At 69.7% G+C, this 25949-nt stretch carries 26 protein-coding genes and 2 riboswitches; of the genes, 23 read left to right on the top strand and 3 right to left on the bottom strand.

The features are described 5' to 3' along the window. Positions 1-15 precede the first annotated feature (15 nt). A riboswitch (glycine riboswitch) is annotated at positions 16-129 on the bottom strand. Next, positions 130-226, bottom strand: a riboswitch (glycine riboswitch). It abuts the riboswitch before it with no gap. A 181-nt stretch (positions 227-407) separates the two neighbouring features. The 11 genes from FE633_RS21855 to FE633_RS21805 all read left to right on the top strand — a co-directional run bounded on the left by FE633_RS21855 (position 408) and on the right by FE633_RS21805 (position 12292). Continuing rightward, entirely contained in the window at positions 408-1082 is a 675-nt protein-coding gene (locus FE633_RS21855) for an AAA family ATPase (protein ID WP_246113764.1), read from the top strand. A gap of 116 nt (positions 1083-1198) precedes the next feature. Then, complete coding sequence (locus FE633_RS21850; RefSeq protein ID WP_138046847.1) at positions 1199-1984, top strand: enhanced serine sensitivity protein SseB; 786 nt, start codon at positions 1199-1201, stop codon at positions 1982-1984. A gap of 250 nt (positions 1985-2234) precedes the next feature. Continuing rightward, positions 2235-3014, top strand: coding sequence for an enhanced serine sensitivity protein SseB C-terminal domain-containing protein (locus FE633_RS21845; protein WP_138046846.1), 780 nt, complete (start codon positions 2235-2237; stop codon positions 3012-3014). 347 nt (positions 3015-3361) lie between these two features. After that, positions 3362-4372, top strand: coding sequence for an ABC transporter permease (locus FE633_RS21840; protein WP_138046845.1), 1011 nt, complete (start codon positions 3362-3364; stop codon positions 4370-4372). 61 nt (positions 4373-4433) lie between these two features. After that, positions 4434-6218 (top strand): ABC transporter substrate-binding protein, encoded by a 1785-nt coding sequence (locus FE633_RS21835; protein WP_138046844.1) that lies wholly within the window; start codon positions 4434-4436, stop codon positions 6216-6218. Between the two features lie 115 nt (positions 6219-6333). Then, positions 6334-7332, top strand: coding sequence for an ABC transporter permease (locus tag FE633_RS21830; protein ID WP_138046843.1), 999 nt, complete (start codon positions 6334-6336; stop codon positions 7330-7332). Then, positions 7329-8432: an ABC transporter ATP-binding protein gene (locus FE633_RS21825; RefSeq protein WP_138046842.1), complete on the top strand. Its 1104-nt coding sequence runs from the start codon at positions 7329-7331 to the stop codon at positions 8430-8432. Before FE633_RS21830 ends, FE633_RS21825 begins: the two co-directional genes overlap by 4 nt. A gap of 23 nt (positions 8433-8455) precedes the next feature. Then, positions 8456-9688, top strand: a complete 1233-nt coding sequence (locus tag FE633_RS21820) for an ABC transporter ATP-binding protein (RefSeq protein WP_246113758.1) — start codon at positions 8456-8458, stop codon at positions 9686-9688. Positions 9689-9837: 149 nt separating this feature from the next. Beyond that, positions 9838-10695, top strand: coding sequence for a thioesterase family protein (locus FE633_RS21815; protein WP_138046841.1), 858 nt, complete (start codon positions 9838-9840; stop codon positions 10693-10695). 16 nt (positions 10696-10711) lie between these two features. Continuing rightward, positions 10712-11677 carry a helix-turn-helix transcriptional regulator gene (locus FE633_RS21810; RefSeq protein ID WP_138046840.1) on the top strand — a complete coding sequence of 322 codons (966 nt, stop codon included), beginning with the start codon at positions 10712-10714 and terminating at the stop codon, positions 11675-11677. A 153-nt stretch (positions 11678-11830) separates the two neighbouring features. Beyond that, positions 11831-12292, top strand: a complete 462-nt coding sequence (locus FE633_RS21805) for a hypothetical protein (RefSeq protein ID WP_246113757.1) — start codon at positions 11831-11833, stop codon at positions 12290-12292. Between the two features lie 61 nt (positions 12293-12353). Here the strand turns inward: FE633_RS21805 and FE633_RS21800 are convergent, their stop codons facing one another. Next, positions 12354-12971 carry a TetR family transcriptional regulator gene (locus FE633_RS21800; RefSeq protein ID WP_138046839.1) on the bottom strand — a complete coding sequence of 206 codons (618 nt, stop codon included), beginning with the start codon at positions 12969-12971 and terminating at the stop codon, positions 12354-12356. 123 nt (positions 12972-13094) lie between these two features. On the opposite strand from FE633_RS21800, the gene FE633_RS21795 reads away from it, so the two are divergent. The 3 genes from FE633_RS21795 (at position 13095) to FE633_RS21785 (ending at position 14808) form a co-directional block, all read left to right on the top strand. Further along, positions 13095-13259 carry a hypothetical protein gene (locus tag FE633_RS21795; protein ID WP_138046838.1) on the top strand — a complete coding sequence of 55 codons (165 nt, stop codon included), beginning with the start codon at positions 13095-13097 and terminating at the stop codon, positions 13257-13259. Between the two features lie 37 nt (positions 13260-13296). Next, a complete protein-coding gene (locus FE633_RS21790) occupies positions 13297-13572 on the top strand; it encodes a DUF4190 domain-containing protein (protein ID WP_138046837.1) in 276 nt (91 codons plus the stop codon). Positions 13573-13638: 66 nt separating this feature from the next. Continuing rightward, a complete protein-coding gene (locus FE633_RS21785; RefSeq protein WP_138046836.1) occupies positions 13639-14808 on the top strand; it encodes a cysteine desulfurase family protein in 1170 nt (389 codons plus the stop codon). Positions 14809-14853: 45 nt separating this feature from the next. Here the strand turns inward: FE633_RS21785 and FE633_RS21780 are convergent, their stop codons facing one another. Then, positions 14854-15519: an N-acetylmuramoyl-L-alanine amidase gene (locus FE633_RS21780; RefSeq protein WP_138046835.1), complete on the bottom strand. Its 666-nt coding sequence runs from the start codon at positions 15517-15519 to the stop codon at positions 14854-14856. Between the two features lie 60 nt (positions 15520-15579). Here FE633_RS21780 and mnmA point away from each other — a divergent pair, with 60 nt between their 5' ends. Together mnmA and FE633_RS21770 are read left to right on the top strand one after the other, a co-directional pair. Next, complete coding sequence (gene mnmA, locus FE633_RS21775; RefSeq protein ID WP_138046834.1) at positions 15580-16704, top strand: tRNA 2-thiouridine(34) synthase MnmA; 1125 nt, start codon at positions 15580-15582, stop codon at positions 16702-16704. A gap of 77 nt (positions 16705-16781) precedes the next feature. Beyond that, on the top strand, positions 16782-17246 hold the full coding sequence (locus FE633_RS21770) for an HIT family protein (RefSeq protein WP_138046833.1): 465 nt from the start codon (positions 16782-16784) through the stop codon (positions 17244-17246). Here the strand turns inward: FE633_RS21770 and FE633_RS21765 are convergent. Continuing rightward, positions 17216-17548, bottom strand: coding sequence for a DUF427 domain-containing protein (locus FE633_RS21765; protein ID WP_246113756.1), 333 nt, complete (start codon positions 17546-17548; stop codon positions 17216-17218). The two genes, FE633_RS21770 and FE633_RS21765, sit on opposite strands and share 31 nt — an antisense overlap. A gap of 87 nt (positions 17549-17635) precedes the next feature. On the opposite strand from FE633_RS21765, the gene FE633_RS21760 reads away from it, so the two are divergent. The 7 genes from FE633_RS21760 to gatC all read left to right on the top strand — a co-directional run bounded on the left by FE633_RS21760 (position 17636) and on the right by gatC (position 25946). Then, complete coding sequence (locus FE633_RS21760; RefSeq protein WP_138046831.1) at positions 17636-18430, top strand: class I SAM-dependent methyltransferase; 795 nt, start codon at positions 17636-17638, stop codon at positions 18428-18430. Positions 18431-18464: 34 nt separating this feature from the next. Further along, the gene (locus FE633_RS21755) at positions 18465-19004 is read left to right on the top strand and encodes an LOG family protein (RefSeq protein WP_138046830.1); all 540 of its coding nucleotides are present in this window, start codon (positions 18465-18467) and stop codon (positions 19002-19004) included. Between the two features lie 21 nt (positions 19005-19025). Beyond that, positions 19026-19715 (top strand): SDR family oxidoreductase, encoded by a 690-nt coding sequence (locus tag FE633_RS21750; protein ID WP_138046829.1) that lies wholly within the window; start codon positions 19026-19028, stop codon positions 19713-19715. A gap of 31 nt (positions 19716-19746) precedes the next feature. Then, positions 19747-20766 (top strand): methionine synthase, encoded by a 1020-nt coding sequence (locus tag FE633_RS21745; protein WP_138046828.1) that lies wholly within the window; start codon positions 19747-19749, stop codon positions 20764-20766. A gap of 15 nt (positions 20767-20781) precedes the next feature. Continuing rightward, on the top strand, positions 20782-22989 hold the full coding sequence (ligA, locus tag FE633_RS21740; protein WP_138046827.1) for an NAD-dependent DNA ligase LigA: 2208 nt from the start codon (positions 20782-20784) through the stop codon (positions 22987-22989). Between the two features lie 259 nt (positions 22990-23248). Next, on the top strand, positions 23249-25477 hold the full coding sequence (locus FE633_RS21735) for a putative bifunctional diguanylate cyclase/phosphodiesterase (RefSeq protein WP_138046826.1): 2229 nt from the start codon (positions 23249-23251) through the stop codon (positions 25475-25477). A gap of 172 nt (positions 25478-25649) precedes the next feature. Then, the gene (gene gatC / locus FE633_RS21730) at positions 25650-25946 is read left to right on the top strand and encodes an Asp-tRNA(Asn)/Glu-tRNA(Gln) amidotransferase subunit GatC (protein ID WP_119106455.1); all 297 of its coding nucleotides are present in this window, start codon (positions 25650-25652) and stop codon (positions 25944-25946) included. Positions 25947-25949 lie beyond the last annotated feature (3 nt).

The following is a 25949-nucleotide window of genomic DNA, read 5'->3' as shown; positions in this document are numbered from 1 at the left end:
GACGGGCGAGGTCGTTCCTCCCCATCTGTCATCGGAACCTGAGAGGTTCGCCATGACCGTCGGCAGCCGGCGGTCACGGTTTGCACCTTGGGTGGAGCCACTGGACAGCGGCCCGCTTTTCAGATGTGCCTCGCCCGCGCGGTAACGGGGCCTGAGAGATTCAAGGGAGGGACTTGCTCCTTCGGCGCCCGGGTACGCGTACCCGGAACTCTCCCGCGCGGATTCAAGCGGCCGGTATGCAGTTGGCGCGCACATCATTGCACGCCTGGGTGCGGCACGGCAGGGGGACCTTTCACAGAGATCTGTGACGGGGCTGTGGCAGGACGAGAACCAAAATGACAGGTGGCACGCATTACCTTCTCTTTACACTCGACGGGGATGGGTCTCCCGACCCCAAGGGGAGGACGATCAGCGTGAACAGGACCACGGTGTACGCGACAGGTGCGGCCGTCGCACTGCCCAAGCAGCCCGCTGCCCCGGCCAGGGAGGCGTGCGGCCCGCTCCCGGCGCCCGTCGTCCGCGATCTGCGGGACCGTGCGGGACACAGTCCGCACGGCCTCCGCTTCGGCGCGGCCGACCTGGTCGTGGTCACGGGCCTCCCGGGCAGCGGCAAGTCGACCCTGATGCGCCGCGCCGTGACGGGCCTCCGTATCGACTCGCAGGACACCCGCGACCGCTGGGACCGCCGTCTGTCCCGCTTTGTGCCGTACGCGGTCTACCGCCCCCTCGTGCGGGCCGCGCACTACGCGGGCCTGCGCCGCGCCCTGCGCTCCGGTGAGGGGGTCGTCGTGCACGACTGCGGCACCCAGGCCTGGGTGCGCAACTGGATCGCCCGCGAAGCCAGGCGCCGGGGCGGCACGCTGCACCTGCTGCTGCTCGACGTCCCGCCGGACACCGCGCTGGACGGCCAGCGCGAGCGCGGCCGCGGCGTCTCGCGATACGCCTTCGCCCGGCACCGCGGCGCGGTCGACCGGCTGTTGCGCTCCGTCGAGGAGGGCGACCTGCCGGAGGGCTGCGACTCGGCCGTTCTCGTCGACCGTGCCGCGGCGGACGTGCTGCGGCGGATCGACTTCGGCGACTGAGTCCCTTCGGCGCCCCTTCGGTGGCTGAACCCCACTGGACGCCGCGTGGGGTGAAAGCTCCGCAGGCGATAGGGTTTACCCCCATCAGCAGAGGTTCCGAGCAGATGGTTACGCAGATGGACATACCGGTACAGGCGCACCCTCACCCGCATGCCGGCTGGCCCGGCAACGCGCTGGAGGAGGTGCTCGCCGCGTCCCTCGGCGCTCCCGGGGGGCCCGCGGCGCCCTCGGCGGGTGCCCGCATCGTGGAGGTCCTCGGGCGCAGCTTCCTCTGGGTGCCGCTGCCCAACGGCGGCGGCCCGCACAGCGGCCCGCTCGACCTGCCGATGATGGAGCTCGACGGACAGGCGTACGTTCCGGTCTTCAGCTCGGAGCAGCAGTTCCGGCAGATCGTGGGCGACCACATGTCGTACACCATCGCGCCCGCCGTGGAGTTCGCGCGCGGACTGCCGCCGCACGTGGGCATCGCGGTGAATCCGGACGGCACGGTCGGTGTGCCCCTGCCGCCGCCCGCCGTCGCCGCGTTGTGCCGGGCCGGACGGACTGAGCTGGACGGGCCCGCGAGCGGCGGCCGGGTCCGGCTGTTCGAGCCCGACTGGCAGGAGGACCCGGTGGACTTCCTGGCCGCCGCCTCGGCCGAGTTCGCGGGAACCGGTGTCGTGCTGAGTGCCCGCCGCTGCCTGGCGAGCATCGAGGGGGGCGACCCGGTGATGTTCATCGGCGTCGAACTGATCTCCTGGGACGAGGGGGCGCGTGCGCTCCCGTTGGACGCCCTGGGGCGGGCGCTCGCCCGGGTGCCGGTGGCGCCGCCTGTGAACCTCGTGTTCCTCGACGTCGCGCAGGACCCGGTGGGCGACTGGATGCGCGCCCGCGTGCGCCCCTTCCATCGGCACGGACACTGACGCCACGGGGTCACAGCCGCGGCCGCGTGCGCCGAGCCGCTGTCAGGATGGCGACCTAAGCTGGTTTCATGGCTCGGTCGGGGTTGGGGGTCTTTCGCTCGGGGGTCCGGCCCACGGCTGAGGCGCCAGTGAGTGCATCGGCCCCGGACGATGCAGAATGGCTCGGTCGGGTGGTGCGCGCTTCAAGTACATGACGCACGCCGGGCCTGTGGGGCATGTTGACAGGTATGTCGCGAAGGGGCGGTAGAGGGTGAGCGCGTCGGGCACAGCCGCGGCCGGGCAGGTCGAGCACATGCTGCGCCAGGTGACGCCCGGGCGTTACGACGCCTACGAGGCGCTCCTGCGGGCGCTCGCGACGCCCTCCGCGGGTCAGGTCTGGATGCTGCTCTGGCACGGCCAGGCCGGGTCGCCGGACGCCCAGTACGGGAACATGGAGGTGGAGGGCTTCAGTTACGCGCCCTGCGTCACCTCCGCCCAGGAACTCTCGGCCAGCGGCTGGAACCGTTCGTACGAGGTCGTCGACGGCCTCGACGTGGCCCGCACCCTCTACCCCGACCACTACGGCCTCTGGCTGAACCCGCACGCGCCCGGCGGTGGCGTCGGCATCCCCTGGCTCGACCTGCGCCGCATCGCCACCGGCCTGGAGCGGCAGCCCGCGGGCCCGCTCAGGATGGCCGAACCGGGCATCGAACTCCCGCAGTTCTACGCCCTGCTCGCGCAGAACGCGCATCGCACCGCCGCCGTGCGCTCGCTGCGCCGCGCCTGGGTGCAGCCGGCGCTCGGGGCGCCGTATCTCGCCATCGGCCTCGATGTGTACGACACCAGTCCGCCCGCCGTGGACTCGGTACGGGCGATGATGCAGCAGTCCATCGGCGCCGTGCCGGACGGGCTGCCGGTGTCGACCGTCGCGATGTCCGACGGGTACGACCCGGTGGCCATGTGGATGCGGGCCAACGCGCGGCCGTTCTACGACCGGGAGGCCCATGCGGCCCCCGCCCCGGCGACGGGTGGCTTCCCGGGCACGTACTGAGCCCGGTCCGCCGTCTGTCCCTCGAAAACCGCTTGCACCGGTTGTACCGCTTGCCGAGAGTCACCGCGCGTAGATTGTCCAAATCTACGCGGGTAAATGGGGTAGTGAGCCCCTTACGCCCCAACTATCCCCCGTCCGCCTCCCGTTATCGGCAGTCCGGATAACGGAACACCCCAGACAGCATCACGTTTAGGCATCCATTCACCGCCAAGTCTGGCAACAGATCGCTGAACCGTTGAAGACTCCGGCTCCAGGGGTGTTCTCCCCTGCGTTCGACAGACAGATCACGCCGCTACAGCGGCATGTGGGGGCCGGCTACCGCCGGTTTGAGAGGGGTCGCTGCCACGATGACGGCACCATTGCACGAGCCGACCGCGGAAGCGGCCCCGAGTGCTGCCGAGGAGGCGGCGACAGCCGGCTCCGCCGAGGCCAAGTCGGTACAGGGGCGTTCCCTCGGCCGGATTGCCTGGGAGCGCCTCAAGCGCGACAAACTGGCTCTCACGGGCGGCGTTGTCGTCCTCGTCCTGATCGCGATCGCGTTGCTCGCACCGGTGATCACGAACCTGGTCGGGCAGGACCCCGAGACGCACCACGAGGACCTGATCGACCCTCTCTTCTCGACTCCCAAGGGGTCCTTGGGCGGTATCAGCGGGGACCACCTCTTCGGTGTCGAACCGGTCAACGGGCGCGACGTGTTCGCCCGCATCGTCTACGGCGCCCGCATCTCGCTCCTGGTCGGCTTCCTGTCCGCCCTGGTCGCGGTCGTGATCGGCACGGTTCTGGGTGTCCTCGCCGGCTACTTCGGCGGCTGGCTGGACGCCCTCATCAGCCGGGTGATGGACGGTCTGCTGGCGTTCCCGCAGCTGCTGTTCATCATCGCGCTGGTCTCGGTCATGCCGAACGAGATGCTCGGCCTCACCGGCACGGGCGTGCGTATCTTCGTGATGATCCTGGTGATCGGCTTCTTCGGCTGGCCCTATGTCGGACGCGTGGTGCGCGGCCAGACGCTCTCGCTGCGTGAGCGCGAGTACGTCGAGGCCGCCCGCAGTCTCGGGGCCGGGCGGCTGTACATCCTGTTCAAGGAGCTGCTGCCCAACCTCGTCGCGCCCATCATCGTGTACACGACGATGATGATCCCGACGAACATCCTCACCGAAGCGGCGCTCAGCTTCCTGGGCGTGGGCGTCAAGCCCCCCACAGCCTCCTGGGGACAGATGCTCTCCTCGGCGATCGACTACTACGACTCGGACCCCACCTACATGGTGATCCCGGGTGTAGCGATCTTCATCACCGTCCTTGCCTTCAACCTCTTCGGCGACGGCGTACGCGATGCGCTCGACCCGAAGGGTTCTCGCTGAACTGCCGTACCCCCAGGGCCCGTCATCTGTCGACGGGCCGCTATACACACGGAGGATCCGAGTGACTACCCAACGAACCACAGGGCGGCGCAAGCAGGCCGCGGCTGCCGCAGCCGTGGTCGCGGCGCTGCTGTCCACGGCGGCGTGCGGCGGCGGCAACGACGACGGCGGTTCGAAGAACGGCGCGGCCGGCTACGACGCCGCGAACAACAAGGTCGCGCAGGCCTCCCTCGCCAAGAAGGGCGGCACGCTGAAGTTCGCCGGCGCCCAGGACGCCGACTCGTGGGACACCACGCGTGGTTACTACGGCATGGCCTGGAACTTCATGCGGTACTACAGCCGTCAGCTGGTGACCAGCAAGACGGAGCCCGGAGCCAAGGGCACCGAGCTCACCCCGGACCTCGCCACCAGCACGGCGAAGATCACCAACGGCGGCAAGACGTACACGTACACGCTGCGCGACGGGATCACCTGGGAGGACGGCAAGCCGATCACCTCCAAGGACGTCAAGTACGGCATCGAGCGCGTGTGGGCGCAGGACGTGCTGTCCGGCGGTCCGGTCTACGTGAAGGACATCCTCGACCCCAAGGGCGAGTACAAGGGCCCCTACAAGGACACGTCCCCGGACAAGCTCGGTCTGAAGGCGATCGAGACGCCCGACGACAAGACCATCGTCTTCAACCTGCCCGCGGCGAACTCCGACTTCGAAGAAGTGCTCGCCATGACCTCGGCGTCCCCGGTCCGCCAGGACAAGGACACCAAGTCCAAGTACGGGCTGAAGCCGTTCTCGTCCGGCCCGTACAAGTTCCAGTCGTACACGCCGAACAAGTCGCTCACGCTGGTCCGCAACGAGAACTGGAAGCAGTCCTCGGACCCGATCCGCAAGGCGTACCCGGACAAGATCACGCTGACGCTGTTCACCAACGCCAATGACATGGACCAGCGTCTGATCAACGGCGACTACGACCTGGACATCAACCAGACCGGTCTGTCCCCGCAGGGCCGCACCACCGCCCTGAAGGAGCACAAGGGCAACCTGGACAACCCGGTGTCCGGTTACATCCGCTACGCGACCTTCCCGCAGACGGTCAAGCCGTTCGACAACATCCACTGCCGCAAGGCCGTGCTCTACGGTGCCGACCACGAGTCGCTGCAGACCGCTCGCGGCGGCCCGATCGCCGGTGGCGACATCGGCACCAACATGCTCCCGCCGTCGGTCCCGGGCTCCGAGGGCCAGAAGTACGACCCGTACGAGATGGCCGGTGCCAACAAGAAGGGCAACGTCGCCAAGGCCAAGGAAGAGCTGAAGGCCTGCGGCAAGCCGAACGGCTTCAAGACCACCATCGCGGTCCGCAACAACAAGCCGGTCGAGGTGGCCACCGCCGAGTCCCTGCAGGCGTCGCTGAAGAAGATCGGCATCACCGCCGAGATCGACCAGTACGACGGTGCGCAGAGCTCCGGCATCATCGGCAGCCCCTCGAACGTGAAGAAGAAGGGCTACGGCATCATCATCATGGGCTGGGGTCCGGACTTCCCGTCCGTCCAGGGCTTCGGTCTGCCGCTGTGGGACAGCAAGTACATCCTCGAGAGCGGTAACAACAACTTCGCGATGATCAACGACAAGACGATCGACGGCCTCTTCGACGACTACGTCAAGGAGCTGGACGACGCGAAGAAGGAACAGATCGCCACGGAGATCAACCACAAGGTGATGGAGGGCGGTTACTACCTGCCCTTCGTCTTCGAGAAGTTCATCAACTGGCGCTCGGACCGGCTGGCGAACGTGTACACGACCGACGCTTACAGCGGTCAGTACGACTTCGTCAACCTGGGCCTGAAGAAGTAAACCCGACCGGCACACCCGCCGTACGGCACGAAAGGCAGGTGAAGGCCGGCGCGGTGTGATCGTGGGCCACCGGAAGACCTCCGGTGGCCCACGGTCCGCCGCCGGGCCGAGAGCAGTGCTCGCTTACCTCATCAGGCGGCTCTTCGCCGCCGCAGTGATGCTGGTGGTCATCATCCTGGTGGTCTTCTGCATCTTCTTCCTCGTCCCCAAGTGGGCGGGCGTGGACCCGGCCACGATGTTCGTGGGCAAGCAGGCCGACCCCGGGGCCATCGAGGCGGTGCGCCAGAAGCTGGGCCTCGGCGACCCGATCCTCGTCCAGGTCTGGGAGTTCTTCAAAGGCCTCTTCGTGGGACGTACGTACGCGGCGGGCGGCGACGTGACCAACTGCGCGGCGCCGTGCTTCGGTTACTCCTTCCGCAACGAGCAGGCCATCTGGCCGGTGCTCACCGACCGCTTCCCGGTGACCCTGGCGCTCGCGCTCGGTGCCGCCGTGCTGTGGCTGCTGTTCGGTGTCGCGGCGGGCGTGCTCTCCGCGCTCAAGCGCGGGACCCTGTGGGACCGCAGCGCGATGGTCGTCGCCCTCGCCGGCGTCTCGCTGCCGATCTACTTCACCGGTCTGCTGTCGCTCGCGATCTTCAGCTACGGACTCGGCTGGCTCGACGCCCAGTACGTACCGATCGAGGAGAGTTTCGGCGGCTGGATCGGCGGCATGATCCTGCCCTGGGTCACCCTCGCCTTCCTCTACGCGGCCATGTACGCCCGGATCACCAGAGCCACGATGCTGGAGGTCATGGGCGAGGACTACATCCGCACCGCGCGCGCCAAGGGTCTGCGCGAGCCGGTCGTCATCGGCAAGCACGCGATGCGCTCCACGATGACCCCGATCCTCACCATGCTCGGCATGGACCTCGGCGCCCTGATCGGCGGCGCGATCCTCACCGAGACCACGTTCAGCCTTCCCGGCCTCGGGCAGGCGGTCCTCAAGGCGATCAGCGACAAGGACCTGCCCGTGATCCTCGGCGTCACCCTGATCACCTCCCTCGCGGTGATCATCGCGAACCTCGTCGTGGACATCCTGTACGCCGTGATCGACCCCCGAGTGAGGCTCGCATGACCGAACTCAGCAAGAGCTCCGGGGCGGCGATGACCGAGCCTGTCGCCAGTGACTCGGCCGCCCCCACCGCCTTCCTCGAAGTCCGCGACCTGAAGGTGCACTTCCCGACCGACGACGGCCTGGTCAAGTCCGTCGACGGGCTCAGCTTCACGCTGGAGAAGGGCAAGACCCTCGGCATCGTGGGCGAGTCAGGCTCCGGCAAGTCGGTGACCTCGCTCGGCATCATGGGCCTGCACACCGCCGGCCAGTACGGCAAGCGCAAGGCGCGGATCTCCGGCGAGATCTGGCTCGACGGCACGGAACTGCTCTCCGCCGACCCCGACCACGTACGCAAGCTGCGTGGCCGTGAGATGGCGATGATCTTCCAGGACCCGCTGTCGGCGCTGCACCCGTACTACACGATCGGCCAGCAGATCGTGGAGGCGTACCGGATCCACCACGACGTCGACAAGAAGACCGCCAAGCGCCGTGCCGTGGAGATGCTCGACCGGGTGGGCATCCCGCAGCCGGACAAGCGGGTCGACAACTACCCGCACGAGTTCTCCGGCGGTATGCGCCAGCGCGCGATGATCGCGATGTCGCTGGTGAACAACCCCGAGCTGCTGATCGCGGACGAGCCGACGACCGCCCTCGACGTCACCGTCCAGGCGCAGATCCTCGACCTCATCCGGGACCTGCAGAAGGAGTTCGGCTCCGCGGTCATCATCATCACCCACGACCTGGGCGTCGTCGCCGAGCTGTCCGACGACATCCTGGTGATGTACGGCGGCCGGTGCGTCGAGCGCGGTCCCGCCGAGAAGGTGTTCTACGAGCCCCGGCACCCCTACACCTGGGGGCTGCTCGGCTCGATGCCGCGCCTGGACCGCGACCAGCAGGAGCGGCTCATCCCGGTCAAGGGCTCCCCGCCCTCGCTGATCAACATCCCGTCCGGCTGCGCCTTCAACCCGCGCTGCCCGTACGCGGACGTCCCCAAGGACAACGTCACCCGCACGGTCCGCCCCGAGCTGTCCGAGGTCGGCAGCCAGCACTGGGCCGCCTGCCATATGACGCAGGAGGAGCGGGAGCGTATCTGGACCGAAGAGATTGCGCCGAAGCTGTGAGCGAGAACGCAGAGGACAACGCAGTGAGCATCCCTGCACAGAGCGACGGCGCGGCAAAGGGCGCGACCCTCACCAAGGACGCCGGCGCCGGCGAGACCCTGTTGAAGGTGACCGGGCTCCAGAAGCACTTCCCGATCCGCAAGGGCCTGCTCCAGCGGCAGGTCGGCGCGGTGCGGGCGGTCGACGGCATCGACTTCGAGGTGCGCGCGGGCGAGACCCTGGGCGTCGTCGGCGAGTCGGGCTGCGGCAAGTCGACGATGGGCCGGCTGATCACCCGGCTGCTCGAACCGACCGCCGGCAAGGTCGAGTTCGAGGGCAGGGACATCACGCACCTCGGGGTCAGCGGTATGCGCCCGATGCGCCGTGACGTCCAGATGATCTTCCAGGACCCGTACTCGTCGCTGAACCCGCGCCACACGATCGGCACCATCATCGGGGCCCCCTTCAAGCTCCAGGGCGTCGAGCCCGAGGGCGGTGTCAAGAAGGAGGTCCAGCGACTGCTGTCGGTGGTCGGCCTCAACCCCGAGCACTACAACCGCTATCCGCACGAGTTCTCCGGCGGCCAGCGCCAGCGCATCGGCATCGCCCGCGCGCTCGCGCTCAACCCCAAGCTGGTCGTGGCGGACGAGCCGGTCTCGGCGCTGGACGTGTCGATCCAGGCGCAGGTCGTGAACCTGCTGGACGACCTCCAGCAGGAGCTGGGCCTGACGTACGTGATCATCGCGCACGACCTGTCCGTCGTACGCCATGTCTCGGACCGTATCGCGGTGATGTACCTCGGCAAGATCGTGGAGCTCGCGGACCGCGAGTCGCTCTACAAGGCGCCGATGCACCCGTACACCAAGGCGCTGATGTCGGCCGTGCCCATCCCGGACCCCCGGCGACGGTCCGCCAAGAGCGAGCGCATCCTGCTCAAGGGCGATGTGCCCTCGCCGATCTCGCCGCCGAGCGGCTGCCGGTTCCACACCCGGTGCTGGAAGGCGACGGAGATCTGCACCAAGCAGGAGCCGCCGCTCCTCGAGCTGAAGCCGGGTCAGCAGGTCGCCTGTCACCACCCGGAGAACGCCGAGGACCAGGCACCGCAGGACACCGTGCTGCTGTCGGCGGCCAAGGAGGCGGTCGACCTGGTCGCGGTGGGCACGGCGGCCGAGCTGGCAGCGGCGGAAGAGGCTTCCGAGGCCGCGGTGGAGGAGACCGCGGTGGAGGAGACCTCGGTGGAGAAGACCACCGATCGTCCGGAGTCGACCGACAAGTAGGACGCGCGAGCAGTACGCGAACGGGAGAGCGCAGGTCACGGCGCTCTCCCGTTCTTTGCGTTGCGGGGCGCGAAGTGAGCGGTGTGAGATGTCACGCAGCCGCAACACAAAAAGCTACTGCTTAGTAATCTCTGTTGTACGGTTCAACCATGTCAGAAGCAGCTTCCATGCAGGCCGTCCGAGCCACGATCGGCGACAGCGAGTTCGACCGCGACACGGCGGTCACCCGGCGCGAGCCAGGTGTCTACGACATCGACCTGTCCGCCGGCTGGACGATCATCAACGCCGTCAACGGCGGCTATCTGCTGGCCGTCCTGGGGCGCGCGCTCGCGGACACCCTGCCGCACGGCGATCCGTTCACGATCTCCGCGCACTACCTGACGGCATCACAGCCTGGTCCGGCGGTCGTTCGCACGGATGTCGTACGGACGGGCCGCACGCTCTCGACGGGCCAGGCGTCCCTGTTCCAGTACGACGACGCGGGCCGGGAGGTCGAGCGGATCCGCGTCCTCGCCTCCTACGGGGACCTGGGCTCCCTGCCCGACGACGTCCGTACGACGGCGAAGCCGCCCACGATTCCGCCCCTGGAGCAGTGCTTCGGCCCTGCCGACTCGCCCACTCCCGTCACCGGCAGCTCCGCCATCGCCGACCGGCTGATGCTCAAGCTCGACCCGGCCACCCTGGGCTGGGCCCTCGGCGCACCCTCCGGCAAGGGCGAGATGCGGTCCTGGTTCGGGCTTGCCGACGGCCGCGACGCCGATCCGTTCTCGCTGCTGCTCGCGGTCGACGCGCTGCCGCCGACCGCCTTCGAACTGGGCCTGTCCGGCTGGGTCCCGACTGTCGAGCTGACCGTGCACATACGCTGCCGCCCGGCGCCCGGACCGCTGCGGATCTCGATCACCACACGGAATCTCGCCGGCGGTTTCCTGGAGGAGGACGCCGAGGTCTGGGACAGTGCGGACCGGCTGGTGGCGCAGTCCCGGCAGCTCGCGCGGGTCAGGCTCTGACCGGGATCCTGGGCATGTGAAGTCCGACCGGCTGCTCTCGATCCTCCTGCTCCTGCAGACGCACGGCCGTGTGCCCGCGCATCAACTCGCCGAGCGGCTAGAGGTGTCGGTGCGCACCATCTACCGGGATGTCGAGGCCCTGTCGGCCTCCGGCGTTCCGGTCTACGCCGAGCGCGGGCGGCACGGCGGGATCGAACTGCTCGCCGGTTTCCGTACGGACGTCACGGGACTGACCGCCGACGAGTCCCGTGCGCTGTTCATCCTCGCCGCCCAGGGCGCGCATGCCGCGCTCGGTCTCGACGACGCCCTCGGTTCGGCGCTGCGCAAGGTGATGGCCGCGCTGCCCGCGCCGCACCGGCCCGCCGCCGAGGTCACCAGCCGCCGCATCCTCGTCGACGCCACCCGCTGGAAGGGCGGCCCGCTGCCCGCCGTCGACCTCGACACGCTCCAGGACGCGGTGTTCGCCGACCGCCGGCTGCGGCTGCGCTACCGCCACAGCGACGACACGGAGGACAGCACCTACACCGTGGACCCGTACGGGCTCGTCTCCAAGGCGGGCGTCTGGTACCTCGTCGCCGACCGGCGCGGCGGTCCGCGGCTCTTCCGTGCCGACCGGGTGCGCTCGGCCCGCCTCACGGAGGAACCGGTGAAGCGCCGTCCCGGGGTCGAACTCGCCGACGCCTGGGAGGTGCTGCGGCGCCAGGTCGAGGAAAGGCCGGGCGGGATCGACGTGACGGTACGGGTCAGGCGTGAGCGCTTCGGCCTTTTCCTGCGCCTCCACGGCGGCGCGCTGACCGAGCCGCCCGAGGACGACGGCGTGAGCCCATGGGTCACCGCCCGGCTCGCGATCGGAGTGGTCGGCGAGGCGCGGCCGTTGCTCGCCTTCGGGGACCGGCTGGAGGTGCTCTCGCCGCCGGAGGTCCGGGAGGAACTGGCCTCAGTGGCGGCCTCTGTCACGGAGCTGTACCAGCGGGGGAGTTGAGGGCTGCACAAGAAAGCGCAGGTCAGGCCGTATGTGTTGGGTCGGCCTTTGCCGTAACCACAGGCGGGGCACAGCGCGGGCCCAAGTCAGGCCTATGGGCGGTTGATTGCATGCGGCGTCTCAGAATCCGCTCATCATCCGGGAGTTGCCCTCATGAATCGTGTACGCCTCGCCCCCGCGGTGGCCTTGCTGGCCGTCTCACCCTTCCTTCTCACGGCCTGTGGCTCGGGCGACTCCTCGTCCTCGTCCTCGGGCAGCGGCAGCGGTAACGGCACGTCGGGGCAGCAGAACTGCCAGGCTCCGTCCGGCGCCCCCAGCGGGACTCCGTCGGGGAAGCCCAGCGGGGCGCCTTCGGGTGCGCCGACGGATGCGCCTTCCGGCGCACCTTCGGGTGCGCCCACCGGAAAGGCCCCGTCGGGTGCCCCTTCCGGCATGCCGTCGGGTGCGCCCGGCGGTGGCCCCGGTGGTGGGCAGGGCGGCGGCTGCGGTCCCGGTGGGCAGCAGGGGCAGAACCAGGGCCAGAATCAGGACCAGAATCAGGACCAGAATCAGGACCAGGACCAGGACCAGGGCCAGGGCCAGGGCCAGGGCCAGGACCAGCAGGCTCAGGGTTGACGCCGGCTGCTCGCCGCGGGACGACGAGGGGCGCGTACGAAGATGTCGTACGCGCCCTCTGTCATCCGGGCCAGTGGCGGCGGCCGATGCTGATCAGTCGCATCCGGCGGGTCGCCACCCGGGCCACCTGATCCTGCTCCTCGGCGGGCGCCTCCAGGAAGTTGCAGGCGGTCATCAGCATCTGGTCGACGTACAGGCCCGCGAGCATCAGCAGGTCGTCGTCGCTCCATCCGGCCGACTCCGGGTGCTTGGCCAGTTCGGCCTTCACCTCGCCCGTGAACCTGGCCAGTTGCTCCGCGATCGCGGCCCGGACCTTCTGCACCCCGCCGTTTCGCTCGCGGGCGACAAAACGGATGTGTGCGGGGTACTCGCGCACATGACGGGCGATCAGGCCGACGGCGCGGTCGATGCGTTCGTCACCGTCGCCGGCCGCGGACACCGTGCCGGCGATCATCGGGTGCAGGCTGCCCAGCGCCTCTTCGACCAGGGCGACGCCGAGATCCGCCGTCGACTGGAAGTGCCGGTAGAAGGCCGTCGGGGCGACGCCGACGGCCCGGGTGACCTCGCGCAGGCCCAGACTGCTGAGGCTCTGTTCCTCAAGCAGGCCCAGCGCGGCGTCCAGGAGCGCCTGCCGGGTCTTCTGTTTCTTGGCCTGCCGGACGCCGAGGGTGTGACTCATGCCATGCAGTTAACAACTGTTCTCCGTAAGAGGGAAGCCGTAGGGCGCGTTAGACTGGGAAGTCAGTGAACAGTTGTAACCACAAGCGTTCACCGAACATTCGACTTCCAGGAAAGGCATCTCATGCTGTTCCTCGTCGCAGCACTCCTGCTGCTGGGCGTCGTCCTGGGCACCGTGGCCCACGCGCCGCTCCCCCTCACAGTCGTCGCGAGCGTCGTCATCGGTGTCTGGCTGGCCGTCTTCGCGGTCCGCGAGCGCCACGGCCGTCGGCGCCACACCGCCAACTGACCACCCCGTACCCACAAGCCTGTTGGGAGCAGACCTCATGGAACTCACCACCGCTGCGCCCCGGCGCCGGAACGCCGTCCGTGACGCCGACGGCATGGCCGTCGCGTCCTTCATCCTCGGACTCGTCGGCCTCCTGGTCTTCAACGTCTTCCTCGGCCCCATCGCCATCGCGCTGGCGGCCGTGGCCCTCCACCGCGGCACCGCCCGTCGCGGCCGCGCCTTCCTGGGCCTCGGCCTGGGCGCGGCCGACCTTCTGGTCCTCGCGGTGTTCATGTCGGCCGACCACACGATGTCGTGGAGCTTCGGCAGCTGACGGCCACCGCCGCTGGGCGGAGCCGAAACATGCCGGCCGGCAGCGGGCCCTAGAATTGGGCCCACCATGGCATACCTCGACCACGCCGCGACCACCCCGATGCTGCCGGAGGCGGTCGAGGCGTTGACCGCCCAGCTGAGCGTCACCGGCAACGCCTCGTCCCTGCACGCCGCCGGCCGCCGTGCGAGGCGCACCGTCGAGGAGGCCCGCGAAACCCTGGCGGAAGCCCTGGGCGCACGTCCCAGCGAGGTGGTCTTCACCTCCGGCGGCACCGAGGCCGACAATCTCGCCGTGAAGGGCCTGTACTGGTCCCGCCGCGACGCCGACCCGGCCCGCACCCGGGTACTCGCCAGCCCCGTCGAGCACCACGCCGTCCTCGACGCCGTGCACTGGCTCGGCGAACACGAGGGCGCCACGGTCGAGTACCTCCCGGTCGACGCGTACGGCCGCGTCCACCCCGAGACCCTGCGCGAGGCCATCGAGCGCAACCCCGACGACATCGCGCTGGCCACGGTCATGTGGGCCAACAACGAGATCGGCACGATCATGCCGGTCCGCGAACTCGCCGAAACCGCCGCCGAGTTCGGCGTCCCACTGCACGCCGACGCCGTCCAGGCCGTCGGCCAGCTCCCCGTCGACTTCGGCGCCTCCGGGCTCGCCGCGATGTCCCTCTCGGGCCACAAGATCGGCGGCCCGTACGGCATCGGCGCGCTGCTCCTCGGCCGTGAGTACAGCCCCGTACCGGTCCTGCACGGCGGCGGCCAGGAGCGCCATGTCCGCTCCGGCACCCTCGATGTGCCCGCCGTCGCCGCGTTCGCCGTCGCCGGCCGGACCGCCGCCGAGCACCGCGAGTGGTTCGCCCGGGAGATCGGCGCGCTGCGCGACGACCTGGTGGACGCCGTACGCAAGGCCGTCCCTGACGCCATCCTCGGCGGCGATCCCGTCGGCACGGGCCGACTGCCGGCGAACGCCCACTTCACCTTCCCCGGCTGCGAGGGCGACTCGCTGCTGTTGCTCCTGGACGCCCAGGGCATCGAGTGCTCCACGGGCTCGGCGTGCACGGCGGGCGTGGCCCAGCCCAGCCATGTCCTCCTCGCCACGGGCACCGACCCGGACCTGGCGCGCGGCACCCTCCGCTTCTCCCTCGGCCACACCTCAACGGAGGCGGACGTGGAGGCGGTGGCCCAGGCGATCGGCCCGGCGGTGGAACGGGCACGGACGGCGGGGCTGAGCTGACTCCCGGGTGCCTTCGAGCCCCTGGAGTACCCCCTGGGCCTGGGCCTAGGCCTTGGCCTGGGCCGTACGAGCCTTGCGCACCAGCGGTATGTACCGGTCCCAGTCCCAGTGCGGCCCCGGATCCGTGTGGTCCGTGCCCGGCACTTCCACGTGGCCGATGATGTGCTCACGGTCGACGGGCAGGTCGTAGCGCGCGCATATCCGCGCCGTGAGACGGGCAGACGCGGCGTACATCGCGTCCGTGAAGTCCTTCGGCCGGTCCACGAAGCCCTCGTGCTCGATGCCGACACTGCGTTCGTTGAAGTCGCGGTTCCCGGCGTGGTAGGCCACGTCCAGCTCGCGGATCATCTGCGTGATGTGGCCGTCCTTGCGGACGATGTAGTGCGCGGCCGCGCCGTGCCCCGGGTCCTGGAAGGCCTTCACGGCGCTGCCGAAGCTGCCCTGGGTGACGTGGATGATCACGCGGTCTATGTCGTAGTCGTCGGGGCGGTCCGCGAGCCGCCAGTTCGCGGACGACGCCGCGACCCAGCGGGCGCCTCTGAAGTCGACCTCGCCTGCCTTGCGCGGCTTCTCCACGCTCGGCATCCGCCACCACAGGCGTGCCAGCTCGTCACGGGCCAGCACGCTCGTGCCCACGGCGGCCGCCGCCCCGCCGATGAGCAGGGCGCGCCTCCCGACGCGCCGGTCCGAGTCCTTCTTCCTCTCGCCCATGTGATCGTCAACGGATACTCGTGGGCTCCGGTTCCCGTGGACCCGTACCCTTGAAGCGTTATGACTGAGATCTCGCAGCGTCCCCTCCGTGTACTGGCCGCCATGTCCGGCGGTGTGGACTCCGCCGTCGCCGCCGCCCGCGCCGCGGAAGCCGGGCACGACGTGACCGGCGTCCACCTCGCCCTCTCGGCGAACCCCCAGTCCTTCCGGACCGGCGCGCGCGGTTGTTGCACCATCGAGGACTCGCGCGACGCCCGCCGCGCCGCGGACGTCATCGGCATCCCGTTCTATGTGTGGGACCTCGCCGAGCGCTTCCGCGAGGACGTGGTCGAGGACTTCGTCGCCGAGTACGAGGCGGGGCGCACCCCGAACCCCTGCCTGCGCTGCAACGAGAAGATCAAGTTCGCGGCCCTGCTGGACAAGGCCCTCGCCCTCGGCTTCGACGCGGTCTGCACCGGTCACTACGCCAAGGTGATCGTGAACGAGGACGGCACGCGCGAGCTGCACCGCGCCTCCGACATGGCCAAGGACCAGTCGTACGTCCTCGGAGTCCTCGACGACCGCCAGCTCGCGCACGCGCTGTTCCCGCTCGGCGACACGGTCACGACGAAGGACGAGATCCGCGCGGAGGCCGAGCGCCGGGGCCTGGCCGTCGCCAAGAAGCCGGACTCGCACGACATCTGCTTCATCGCCGACGGCGACACCCAGGGCTTCCTGGCGAACCGGCTGGGCAAGTCTGAGGGCGACATCGTCGACGAGTCCGGCGCGGTCGTCGGCACGCACGAAGGGGCGTACGGCTTCACGATCGGCCAGCGCAAGGGGCTCCGCATCGGCACCCCCGCCCCCGACGGCAAGCCGCGCTATGTCCTCGACATCTCGCCGGTGAACAACAAGGTGACGGTCGGCCCGGCGGCGTCCCTCGACGTCACCGCCCTGACCGCGATCAAGCCCCGCTGGTGCGGCGCGGCCCCCACCGGCCCGGGCACGTACACGGCGCAGCTGCGGGCCCACGGCGGCGAGACGACGGTGACGGCGGAGTTCGTCGACGGCGCGCTGGAGGTCACCTTCGCCGAGCCGGTCCGGGGCGTCGCTCCCGGGCAGGCGGTGGTGCTGTACGACGGCACACGCGTGGTGGGCTCGGCGACGATCGCGACAACCAGGCGCGCGACGACGGCGGTGGCCTAGGACCTCACCGGCCCGGCGGCCGTTGGCTTCTCCCGCGCACCGCCGGGCAGGTGACCGGCAGTCATACGATTCCTGGCATGACGACGCCCGACTGCTACGCCTGCGGCCAGGAGGAACGATTCGACGATCTACCGCCGAGCGAGCGCATCGCGGTGGATCAGCATTGGCGGGTGGCCCATGCCTTCGATACGGCACTGCCTGGCTGGCTGGTGCTGCTGCCCCGCCGCCATGTCACCGCCATCCACGAGCTCACCGATGCGGAGGCCGGGACATTGGGCCTGTGGCAGGTGAGATTGTCCCGGGCCCTCCGCGACGTGACCGGGTGCGTCAAGACCTACGTCGCGCAGTTCGCCGAGGCCGAAGGGTTCGCCCATGCGCACTTCCACATCGTGCCGCGTATGAGCGACCTTCCCCAGGAACTGCGTGGCCCCCGGGTCTTCGGGCTGCTCAGGCGGCCTGAGCAACAATGGGTCGCCCCGGACGTCACCGATGGAATCGTGCGCTCTCTTCGTCAGTGGGCCGCGACGACTTCCACTTCGTAGAAGCACACGTGGTCCTTGATCTCGGCGACCTCCGGCTTCGGGTCGGGGTACGTCCAGACGAGGTCGGGTGCGTCCGCGAGTGACCAGTAGGACGCGTCGCCCTTGAACGGGCAGTGGGTGTGGGTCTCCGACGGAGTCAGCAAGTCGATACGTACATCCTCCATAGGTAGGTAGTACCGTACGGGACAGCCCGTCTCGCGCAGCAGCAGCGGACGCGTGCTCTCCGCGAGCACCTGCCCCTCATGGACCACGCGTACGTGCTCGGTGCCCTGCTCGATGGTGATGCGATGGCCTGCGGTCAAGGTTCCGGCTCCTCGGGTAGCGGTCTTACCGGATACAGCGCGCGTCGCGTCCCTCTTCTTCCCTGACTTCATGCCGATGGGAGCCTCATGGGAACCACGTACCTCACCCGTAACCGCAAGAGTCTCGCCCATCAGGTCCGTTACGCCCTGCGGAACCCCGAGAAGGTGCCCGCGCACGCCCGCCGGGCCGCGCGCGACGCATGGCTGCGGCTCCGCTACCCCGACCACATCGCCTATTACCGGGCGGTGATGGCCTCCGACGCCGCGCGCAGCCCCGAGATGGCGGTGGGACACACCTCGTCGCTCGACCGGTGGACCGAGATGGGCCGGATGCAGTTCGACTACCTGGTCCGGCACGGGCTGACGCCGCAGCACAGGATGCTGGAGATCGGCTGCGGGAACCTGCGCGCCGGGCGGTTGTTCATCGACTACCTGGAGAGCGGCAACTACTACGGGATCGACATCTCGCCGGACATCCTGATCGCGGCCCAGGACACCCTCGTACGGGAAGGTCTCCAGGCCAAGGTGCCGCATCTGACGCTCACCGACGACCTGACCTTCGCCTTCCTGCCCGACGCGCACTTCGACGTGGTGCACGCCCACAGCGTGTTCTCGCACTCGCCGCCGCAGGTCATCAAGCAGTGTTTCGCCCACGTCGGCCGCATCCTCGCGCCCGGCGGGTTCTTCGACTTCACCTTCGACCGGACCGAGGGCAGCGAACACCAGGTGCTGCACGAGGACTTCTACTACCGCACCTCGACACTCGTCGAACAGGCCGCGAAGTACGGCCTTTCGGCCCGTTTCATGGACGACTGGGAGACGCTGCCGCATCTCCAGTCGAAGCTCCGCCTGACCGCGATGTCAGATGGAAGCTCCGCCTGACCGCGATGTCAGAGGCGGCCCGTACCGTGAAGCCATGAACATCTGCGTCTTCCTCTCGGCCGCCGACCTCGACGAGCGCTACACACGCCCCGCCCGTGAGTTCGCCGAACTGCTCGGAAAGGGCGGGCACACCCTGGTGTGGGGCGGTTCGGACGTCGGGCTCATGAAGGTCGTCGCCGACGGGGTGCAGGAGGCGGGCGGGCGGCTGCTCGGCGTCTCCGTGGAGTTCCTCGCGGCCAAGGCACACCCGGGGGCCGACGAGATGGTCGTCGCGCGTGATCTCGCCGAGCGAAAGGCGCTGCTCCTGGAGAAGGCCGACGCCGTGGTGATCATGGTCGGCGGGACCGGCACGCTGGACGAGGCGACCGACATATTGGAGCTGAAGAAGCACGGCCACACCACCAAGCCGGTGGTGCTGCTGAACACGGCGGGCTTCTACGACGGCCTCAAGGAGCAGTTCCGGCGCATGGAGGACGAGGGTTTCCTGCCGGTGCCGCTGACCGAGCTGGTGTTCTTCGCGCAGGAGCCGGTGGGGGCGCTGGCATATCTGGAGGAGTCGCTCGGCACGCAGTGACGCTGGTGCGAGCATGGGGCCATGGCTACACATGTGATCACCGGGGCCGGTTCCGGCATCGGCGCGGCCGTCGCCCGCCGCCTCCACGCGCGCGGGGACGAACTCGTGCTGCACGCGCGCGACGCCGGCCGGGCGAAGGAGCTCGCCGCCGAGTTCCCCGGGGCCAAGACCCTGGTCGGCGACCTCGCGGACCCGGACCGGCTCTCGTGGGCGTTCTCGCACCAGACACTGCCGGACCGGGTCGACTCGCTCCTCCACATCGCGGGCGTCGTCGACCTCGGCGCGATCGGCGAGCTGACCCCCAAGTCCTGGCGCCACCAGCTCAACGTCAACCTGATCGCCCCCGCCGAGCTGACCCGCCACTTCCTGCCCCAACTCCGCGTCACCCAGGGCCATGTGCTCTTCGTCAACTCCGGCGCCGGCCTCAACGCCCACGCCGGCTGGTCCGCGTACGCCGCCTCGAAACACGGCCTCAAGGCCCTCGCCGACTCACTGCGCCACGAGGAGCACGCGAACGGTGTCCGGGTCACCACGGTCTACCCCGGCCGCACCACCAGCCCCATGCAGGCCAAGGTCCACCAGCAGGAGGGCAAGGAGTACGACCCCTCGAAGTGGATCGACCCCGAGTCGGTGGCGACGACGATCCTGATGGCCCTGGATCTGCCCCGGGACGCCGAGGTCAACGACCTGACGGTGCGACCGGGCCGCTGACCGCGCCACCACGATTCCGTACGCTTCCCAGGTGAGCGAAAACAGCGAGTTCAGGCCCGGCCCCGCGACCGGCGTCGGTTCGATGCCGGGCGAGGACGCCCGGGAGGCCGCGAGGACCGTGACCGGCACGTTCGAGGGACCGGAGACGGGGATGCCGTATCTGGCGGAGCTGCCCGCCCGGGGGCCTGGGGCCGACATGATCGGGCGGACGGCCGGGATGCTGGTCGAGGTGTACGCGCGCGTCGAGCCCAGCGGGTGGCGCGTCGGGGACCGGCCCGGGCGGGACACCCGGCGGGCCAGGACCTGGCTCGGCGAGGATCTCGACGCACTGGAGGAGTTCACACAGGGCTACGAGGGGCCGCTGAAGGTGCAGGCGGTCGGGCCCTGGACGCTCGCGGCGGCGCTGGAACTGAAGAACGGCGAGGCGGCGTTGTCCGACGCCGGGGCCTGCCGTGATCTCGCCGGGTCGCTCGCCGAGGGGCTGCGGGCCCATCTCGACGACGTACGGCGGCGGGTGCCCGGTGCCCAGGTCGTGCTGCAGCTGGACGAGCCCTCGCTCGTCCCCGTACTGCGCGGCCAGGTGAAGACCGCGAGCGGCTACCGCACCCACCGGGCCGTGGACCGCCAGGTCGTCGAGGCCACCCTGCGGGATGTGGCGGGCGTGCGGGACGGAGGGCCCGTCGTCGTGCACACATGCGCCCCCGACGTCCCGTTCGCGCTGCTGCGCCGGGCCGGAGCCACCGCGATCTCCTTCGACTTCGCGCTCCTCACCGAGCGTGACGACGACGCGATCGGGGAAGCCGTGGAAGGCGGCACGAAGCTGTTCGCGGGCGTCGTGCCGGGCACGGACGGTCCATTGTCAGACCCTGCCGGTAGCGTCATGGGTGTCAGGACGTTGTGGCGCAGGCTGGGGCTGAATCCGGGGCTTCTCACGGAGGCGGTCACGCTCACGCCGTCGTGCGGACTCGCGGGCGCTTCGCCCGAGTACGCACGCAGGGCACTCGCCCACTGCGTCCGGGCGGCGAGATCCCTCGCGGACAACCCTGAGTAACGGGAGGACAACACGGTGGCCGGCGACAAGGACGCACTGACTGCCTCGGCTGCGGGGCCCGTGCCCGCCGAGGCACGGGAGAAGCACGCGCAGCTCGCTGAGCAGATCGAGGAGCATCGCTTCCGGTACTACGTGAAGGACGCTCCGGTCGTCAGCGACGCGGAATTCGACAAACTCCTGCGCGCGCTGGAGGCCTTGGAGGACGAGTACCCCGAGCTGCGCACCCCCGACTCGCCGACCCAGAAGGTCGCGGGGGCGTACGAGACGGAGTTCTCGGCGGTTCAGCACCGCGAGCGCATGCTCTCCCTCGACAACGCCTTCGACGACGCGGAGCTGGCGGCCTGGGCCGACCGCGTCGCCAAGGAGGTCGGCACGTCCGACCACCACTTCCTGTGCGAGCTGAAGGTCGACGGCCTCGCGGTCAACCTCACCTACGAGCACGGCCGCCTCACTCGCGCGGCGACCCGCGGTGACGGCCGCACGGGCGAGGACATCACGCCGAACGTGCGGACGATCACCGAGATCCCGGACCGTCTCAGGGGCGACCGCATCCCGGACCTCGTGGAGATCCGCGGCGAGGTCTTCTTCCCGATGGAGAAGTTCGAGGAGCTCAACGCCCGCCTGGTGGAGGCCGGCGACAAGCCCTTCGCCAACCCGCGCAACGCGGCGGCGGGTTCCCTGCGCCAGAAGGACCCCCGCATCACCGCCACCCGCCCGCTGCACATGGTGGTGCACGGCCTCGGCGCGAGAGAGGGCTTCGACGGGCTCGGCCGGCTCTCGGAGGCCTACGACCTGCTGAGCTCCTGGGGTCTGCCGACCACTCCGTACAGCAAGGTGGTCGACGGGCTCGACGGTGTACGGGAGTTCATCGCGTACTACGGAGAGAACCGCCACTCCGTGGAGCACGAGATCGACGGCGTCGTCGTGAAGCTCGACGAGATCCCCCTCCAGGGCCGCCTCGGCTCGACCTCGCGCGCCCCGCGCTGGGCGATCGCGTGGAAGTACGCGCCGGAGGAGGTCAACACCAAGCTGGTCAACATCCGCGTGGGCGTGGGCCGCACGGGCCGTGTCACCCCGTACGCGCAGGTGGAGCCGGTGACCGTGGCCGGCTCCGAGGTCGAGTTCGCGACGCTGCACAACCAGGACGTGGTGAAGGCCAAGGGCGTCCTCATCGGCGACACGGTGGTGCTGCGCAAGGCCGGTGACGTCATCCCGGAGATCCTCGGCCCGGTCGTCGACCTGCGCGACGGCAGCGAGCAGGAGTTCGTGATGCCCGCCGAGTGCCCCGAGTGCGGCACGTCGCTGGCGCCCGCCAAGGAGGGCGATATCGACCTGCGCTGCCCCAACGCCCGTACCTGCCCGGCACAGTTGCGCGAGCGCCTGTTCTACCTCGCAGGGCGCAAGTGCCTGGACATCGAGAACTTCGGATACGTCGCCGCCGCGGCCCTCACCAAGCCGCTGGAGCCCTCCGATCCGCCGCTGGTGGACGAGGGCGGCCTCTTCGACCTCACCATCGGGCAGTTGCTGCCCATCAAGGCGTACGTCCTCGACCAGGACAGCGGACTGCCCAAGCGGGACCCGGACACGGGCGAGGAGAAGATCGTCACGGTCTTCGCCAACCAGGAGGGGGCACCCAAGAAGAACGCTCTCGCGATGCTGGAGAACATCGCGGCGGCCAAGGAGCGTCCCCTGGCCCGTATCCTCACCGGCCTCTCCATCCGCCATGTCGGCCCGGTGGCCGCCGAGGCGCTGGCCCGTGAGTTCCGCTCGATCGACCGCATCCAGCAGGCCACGGAGGAGGAGCTGAAGGCGGTCGACGGCGTCGGCGGCATCGTCGCGGCCTCGCTCAAGGAGTGGTTCGCGGTCGACTGGCATCAGGAGATCCTGCGCAAGTGGCGGGAAGCCGGAGTCCGGACGCAGGAGGAGAGTTCCGGAGAGGACGAGGGGCCGCGGCCGCTCGAAGGACTCACCGTCGTCGTCACCGGAACGCTCGAACACCACACGCGGGACGGCGCGAAGGAGGCGCTGCAGAGCCGTGGTGCGAAAGTGACCGGTTCGGTTTCGAAGAAGACGTCCTTCGTGGTCGTAGGTGACAATCCTGGGTCGAAGTATGACAAGGCCATGCAGCTGAAAGTTCCGGTTCTGAACGAGGACGGCTTTGCGGTTCTGCTCGAAAACGGGCCGGAATCGGCGGCTGAAGTAGCGCTTCCGACCGAGGAGTAGGGGTTGAAGGCCACCCGATCGGCGCATACCAGATGCATACGGGTGGCCGGGTCGCATTCGGGCAACCGTGGACGACCGCTGCCCGTAGAAGCCTTCTGCGGCCTACTGTTGAGGTGTGCGCCTGCCGTGCCCAACTGCGGTTGGCGCATGCCCTGCTCGTCGAGAGTTCGGGGAACGGTTTTCAGACGCGGTGCCGTTGAAGGTGTGTCGGGCATCGGGCCGCGTGGCGTGGGCACCGCCGGCTGTGAGAGGGACGGGAATGGAACCGACCGAGAGCGCCGCCCTGGACTCACGGCTGCGCCCGCGCTGGGTGACCGGTATGCGGCGATGGGGGATGTCGCTGCGCACCGCCGGGCAGCGCACCGCGACGGGCGGGCGAAACCCGGGCCCGGCCGGCGTCGGCTCCGGGCACGCGATACCGGGCCATGACACCGAGCGGCAGACATCCTGGCCCGCGCTGCCCGCGGCGGTCGTCGCGATCGCCGGGATCGTGCTGGGCGCGGGCTTCTACCGGGCGTTCACCGGGCACCACGCGCTCTTTCCGTCCGGCTCCGTCGGATGGTCCCTGGCCCTCCTGGCAGGCATCATCGTCGGCCATCTGGTGGCGCTCGGCCGCGCCCGCTGGTGGGGCGGCACGGGCTCCGGCGCGGCTCTCACGCTCGCGGTCCTGTTGCTGTACGGCTGGGTGCCGGCCGGAATGGTCAGCCTTACCGTCGTCGTCCTCGTCGGCATTGCGCGCCGCCACCGCTGGCGGCAGGGCGTGCTGCACGGCGCGGTGGACATCCTCGGCATCGGCGGCGGCGCTCTGGTGCTGGCCGCGTTCGGCCGGGTCCCGTCCGTGGAGAAGCCCTGGGACCCGGAGAGCTGGACCGTCTACACCGTGCCCGAGGTGGCGTTGGTGGCGGCCGCGTATCTCGTCGTGAGCCGCGCGCTGCTCTGGTACCTCCAAGCGCCCCGTGTCGGCGGTCTGCCCACCGTCGCCCGTACCGCCCTCGTCAGACAGGGGCTCGTCGCGGTGGCGGTGCTCGGCCTCGCCCCGCTGATCTGCGTCGTCGCGATGGCCCTGCCCGTGCTGCTGCCGCTCTTCTCGATCCCGCTCATCGCGCTCGACTCCACACTGTGGATAGCCCGCGCCCGGGCGGAGGAGCAGCTGCGCGACCCGCTCACCGGGCTGCCCAACCGCCAGTGGCTTCTCGAACGGACCTGGACGGCGCTGGACGATGCCGAGCGGATCGGTGCGCGTTCCGCACTGATGCTGATCGACCTGGACCGATTCCGCTCCGTGAACGACACGCTGGGGCATCTCGCCGGGGACCGTCTGCTGTTGCAGATAGCCGACCGGTTGCGGCTGGCATTGCCGCGCGGAGCGGAGGCCGCGCGGCTCGGTGGGGACGAGTTCGCCGTCTTACTGCCCGTCGCGGACTCCACGACGTCCGCCACACGGGTCGCCCGCAACCTCGTCGGCGCGCTCGGTTCGCCGCTCGACCTCGACGGGCTCACCCTCGTCCTGGAGGCCAGCGCCGGCCTCGCCGTCTTCCCCGATCACGCGCTCGACGCGGAGGGGCTGCTGCGGCGGGCGGACGTCGCGATGTACCAGGCGAAGCGGGACCGGACGGGAGTGGAGGTGTACGAGTCCAAGCGGGACTCCAACACTCCCGACCGGCTCGGGCTGTTGGGGGACCTGCGGCGGGCGCTGGACGCCGGGGACGTCGAGCTGCACTACCAGCCGAAGGTGCGGTTCGACGGGCAGGTGGCCGGCCTCGAGGCGCTCGTACGGTGGGTGCATCCCGAGCGCGGAAAGGTGCCGCCGGACGAGTTCATAGCGATCGCCGAGTCGTCCGGGCTGATGCCTCATCTCACCGAGTACGTGCTGGAGACGGCGCTCGGACAGGTCGCCCGGTGGCGGGGGCAGGGGCTGTTCGTCCCGGTGGCCGTCAATGTGTCGCCGCGGGATGTGCACACGCCTGGGTTCGCGGGGGCGGTCGCGGCGCGGCTGGCTCGGCACGGGGTCCCCGCGGGGGCGTTGCAGCTGGAGATCACCGAGCATGTGCTGCTGGAGGATCCGCAGCGGGCCGCGGACACCCTGGCCGCGCTGACCGGTCACGGGGTGAAGATGTCGCTCGACGACTTCGGGACCGGGTATTCGTCGCTGGTCCACCTGCGCCGGCTTCCCGTGAGCGAGCTGAAGATCGACCGGTCCTTCGTCGCGCGGCTGGCCGTCGACACTGAGGATGCCGAGATCGTCCGGTGCACCGTCGATCTCGCTCACTCGCTGGGGCTTCTTGTCGTCGCCGAGGGGGTCGAGGACGACGAGACGTGGGAGCGGCTTCGGGATCTCGGCTGCGATGCCGTGCAGGGGTGGCTCGTTGCCGCGGCCATGCCGGCCGAGGAGACGACCGCGTGGCTTCGGGCCCGTGGGTCGCGGGGGTGGCAGCGGCCCGCCGCCGCGTTGCCCGCGGCGGCGGATGATCCTGGGCGGGTCGGGTAATTGTTCCCACCCGCACCACCCGTGACAGTCGTCGGTCGGGTGCGGGTCTTCCCGTTTTGGGGCCTCGCCGTCGGCGGCTGCGGGTGGGTGGGAGAAACCCGTGCGCGGGCACTCGTGTCGGCGCCATAGGATTGGCCGCAAACCACACGCACTCACCCCTGAGGATCGCTGCATGCCTGGCATCACGCGCGAGGAGGTCGCCCACCTCGCACGGCTGGCGCGTCTGGAGCTGCGGGACGAAGAGCTCGATCACTTCGCCGGTCAGCTCGACGACATCATCGGCGCGGTCGCCCGCGTCAGCGAAGTCGCCGACCAAGACGTACCGCCGACCTCCCACCCGCTGCCGCTGACGAATGTCATGCGCGCGGACGAGGTCCGTCCGTCGCTCACCCCCGAGCAGGCGCTTTCCGGCGCCCCGGCCCAGGAGCAGCAGCGTTTCAAGGTGCCGCAGATCCTGGGGGAGGACTAATCA

This window comes from Streptomyces montanus (assembly GCF_005786655.1).
In the GTDB taxonomy this organism is placed as follows: Bacteria; Actinomycetota; Actinomycetes; order Streptomycetales; family Streptomycetaceae; genus Streptomyces; species Streptomyces sporangiiformans.
The sequence above is the reverse complement of the archived record's forward strand: the minus strand, read 5'-3'. Positions and strand labels throughout refer to the sequence as shown.

What these genes read in the sequence shown, in the direction of transcription:
- FE633_RS21850 (WP_138046847.1), top strand. Translation starts at nt 1,199, where the DNA reads ATGGACATACCGGTACAGGCGCACCCTCACCCGCATGCCGGCTGGCCC.
- FE633_RS21840 (WP_138046845.1), top strand. Translation starts at nt 3,362, where the DNA reads ATGACGGCACCATTGCACGAGCCGACCGCGGAAGCGGCCCCGAGTGCT.
- FE633_RS21825 (WP_138046842.1), top strand. Translation starts at nt 7,329, where the DNA reads ATGACCGAACTCAGCAAGAGCTCCGGGGCGGCGATGACCGAGCCTGTC.
- FE633_RS21815 (WP_138046841.1), top strand. Translation starts at nt 9,838, where the DNA reads ATGTCAGAAGCAGCTTCCATGCAGGCCGTCCGAGCCACGATCGGCGAC.
- FE633_RS21805 (WP_246113757.1), top strand. Translation starts at nt 11,831, where the DNA reads ATGAATCGTGTACGCCTCGCCCCCGCGGTGGCCTTGCTGGCCGTCTCA.
- FE633_RS21800 (WP_138046839.1), bottom strand. Translation starts at nt 12,971, where the DNA reads ATGAGTCACACCCTCGGCGTCCGGCAGGCCAAGAAACAGAAGACCCGG.
- FE633_RS21795 (WP_138046838.1), top strand. Translation starts at nt 13,095, where the DNA reads ATGCTGTTCCTCGTCGCAGCACTCCTGCTGCTGGGCGTCGTCCTGGGC.
- FE633_RS21790 (WP_138046837.1), top strand. Translation starts at nt 13,297, where the DNA reads ATGGAACTCACCACCGCTGCGCCCCGGCGCCGGAACGCCGTCCGTGAC.
- FE633_RS21785 (WP_138046836.1), top strand. Translation starts at nt 13,639, where the DNA reads ATGGCATACCTCGACCACGCCGCGACCACCCCGATGCTGCCGGAGGCG.
- FE633_RS21780 (WP_138046835.1), bottom strand. Translation starts at nt 15,519, where the DNA reads ATGGGCGAGAGGAAGAAGGACTCGGACCGGCGCGTCGGGAGGCGCGCC.
- mnmA (WP_138046834.1), top strand. Translation starts at nt 15,580, where the DNA reads ATGACTGAGATCTCGCAGCGTCCCCTCCGTGTACTGGCCGCCATGTCC.
- FE633_RS21770 (WP_138046833.1), top strand. Translation starts at nt 16,782, where the DNA reads ATGACGACGCCCGACTGCTACGCCTGCGGCCAGGAGGAACGATTCGAC.
- FE633_RS21760 (WP_138046831.1), top strand. Translation starts at nt 17,636, where the DNA reads ATGGGAACCACGTACCTCACCCGTAACCGCAAGAGTCTCGCCCATCAG.
- FE633_RS21755 (WP_138046830.1), top strand. Translation starts at nt 18,465, where the DNA reads ATGAACATCTGCGTCTTCCTCTCGGCCGCCGACCTCGACGAGCGCTAC.
- FE633_RS21750 (WP_138046829.1), top strand. Translation starts at nt 19,026, where the DNA reads ATGGCTACACATGTGATCACCGGGGCCGGTTCCGGCATCGGCGCGGCC.
- FE633_RS21735 (WP_138046826.1), top strand. Translation starts at nt 23,249, where the DNA reads ATGGAACCGACCGAGAGCGCCGCCCTGGACTCACGGCTGCGCCCGCGC.
- gatC (WP_119106455.1), top strand. Translation starts at nt 25,650, where the DNA reads ATGCCTGGCATCACGCGCGAGGAGGTCGCCCACCTCGCACGGCTGGCG.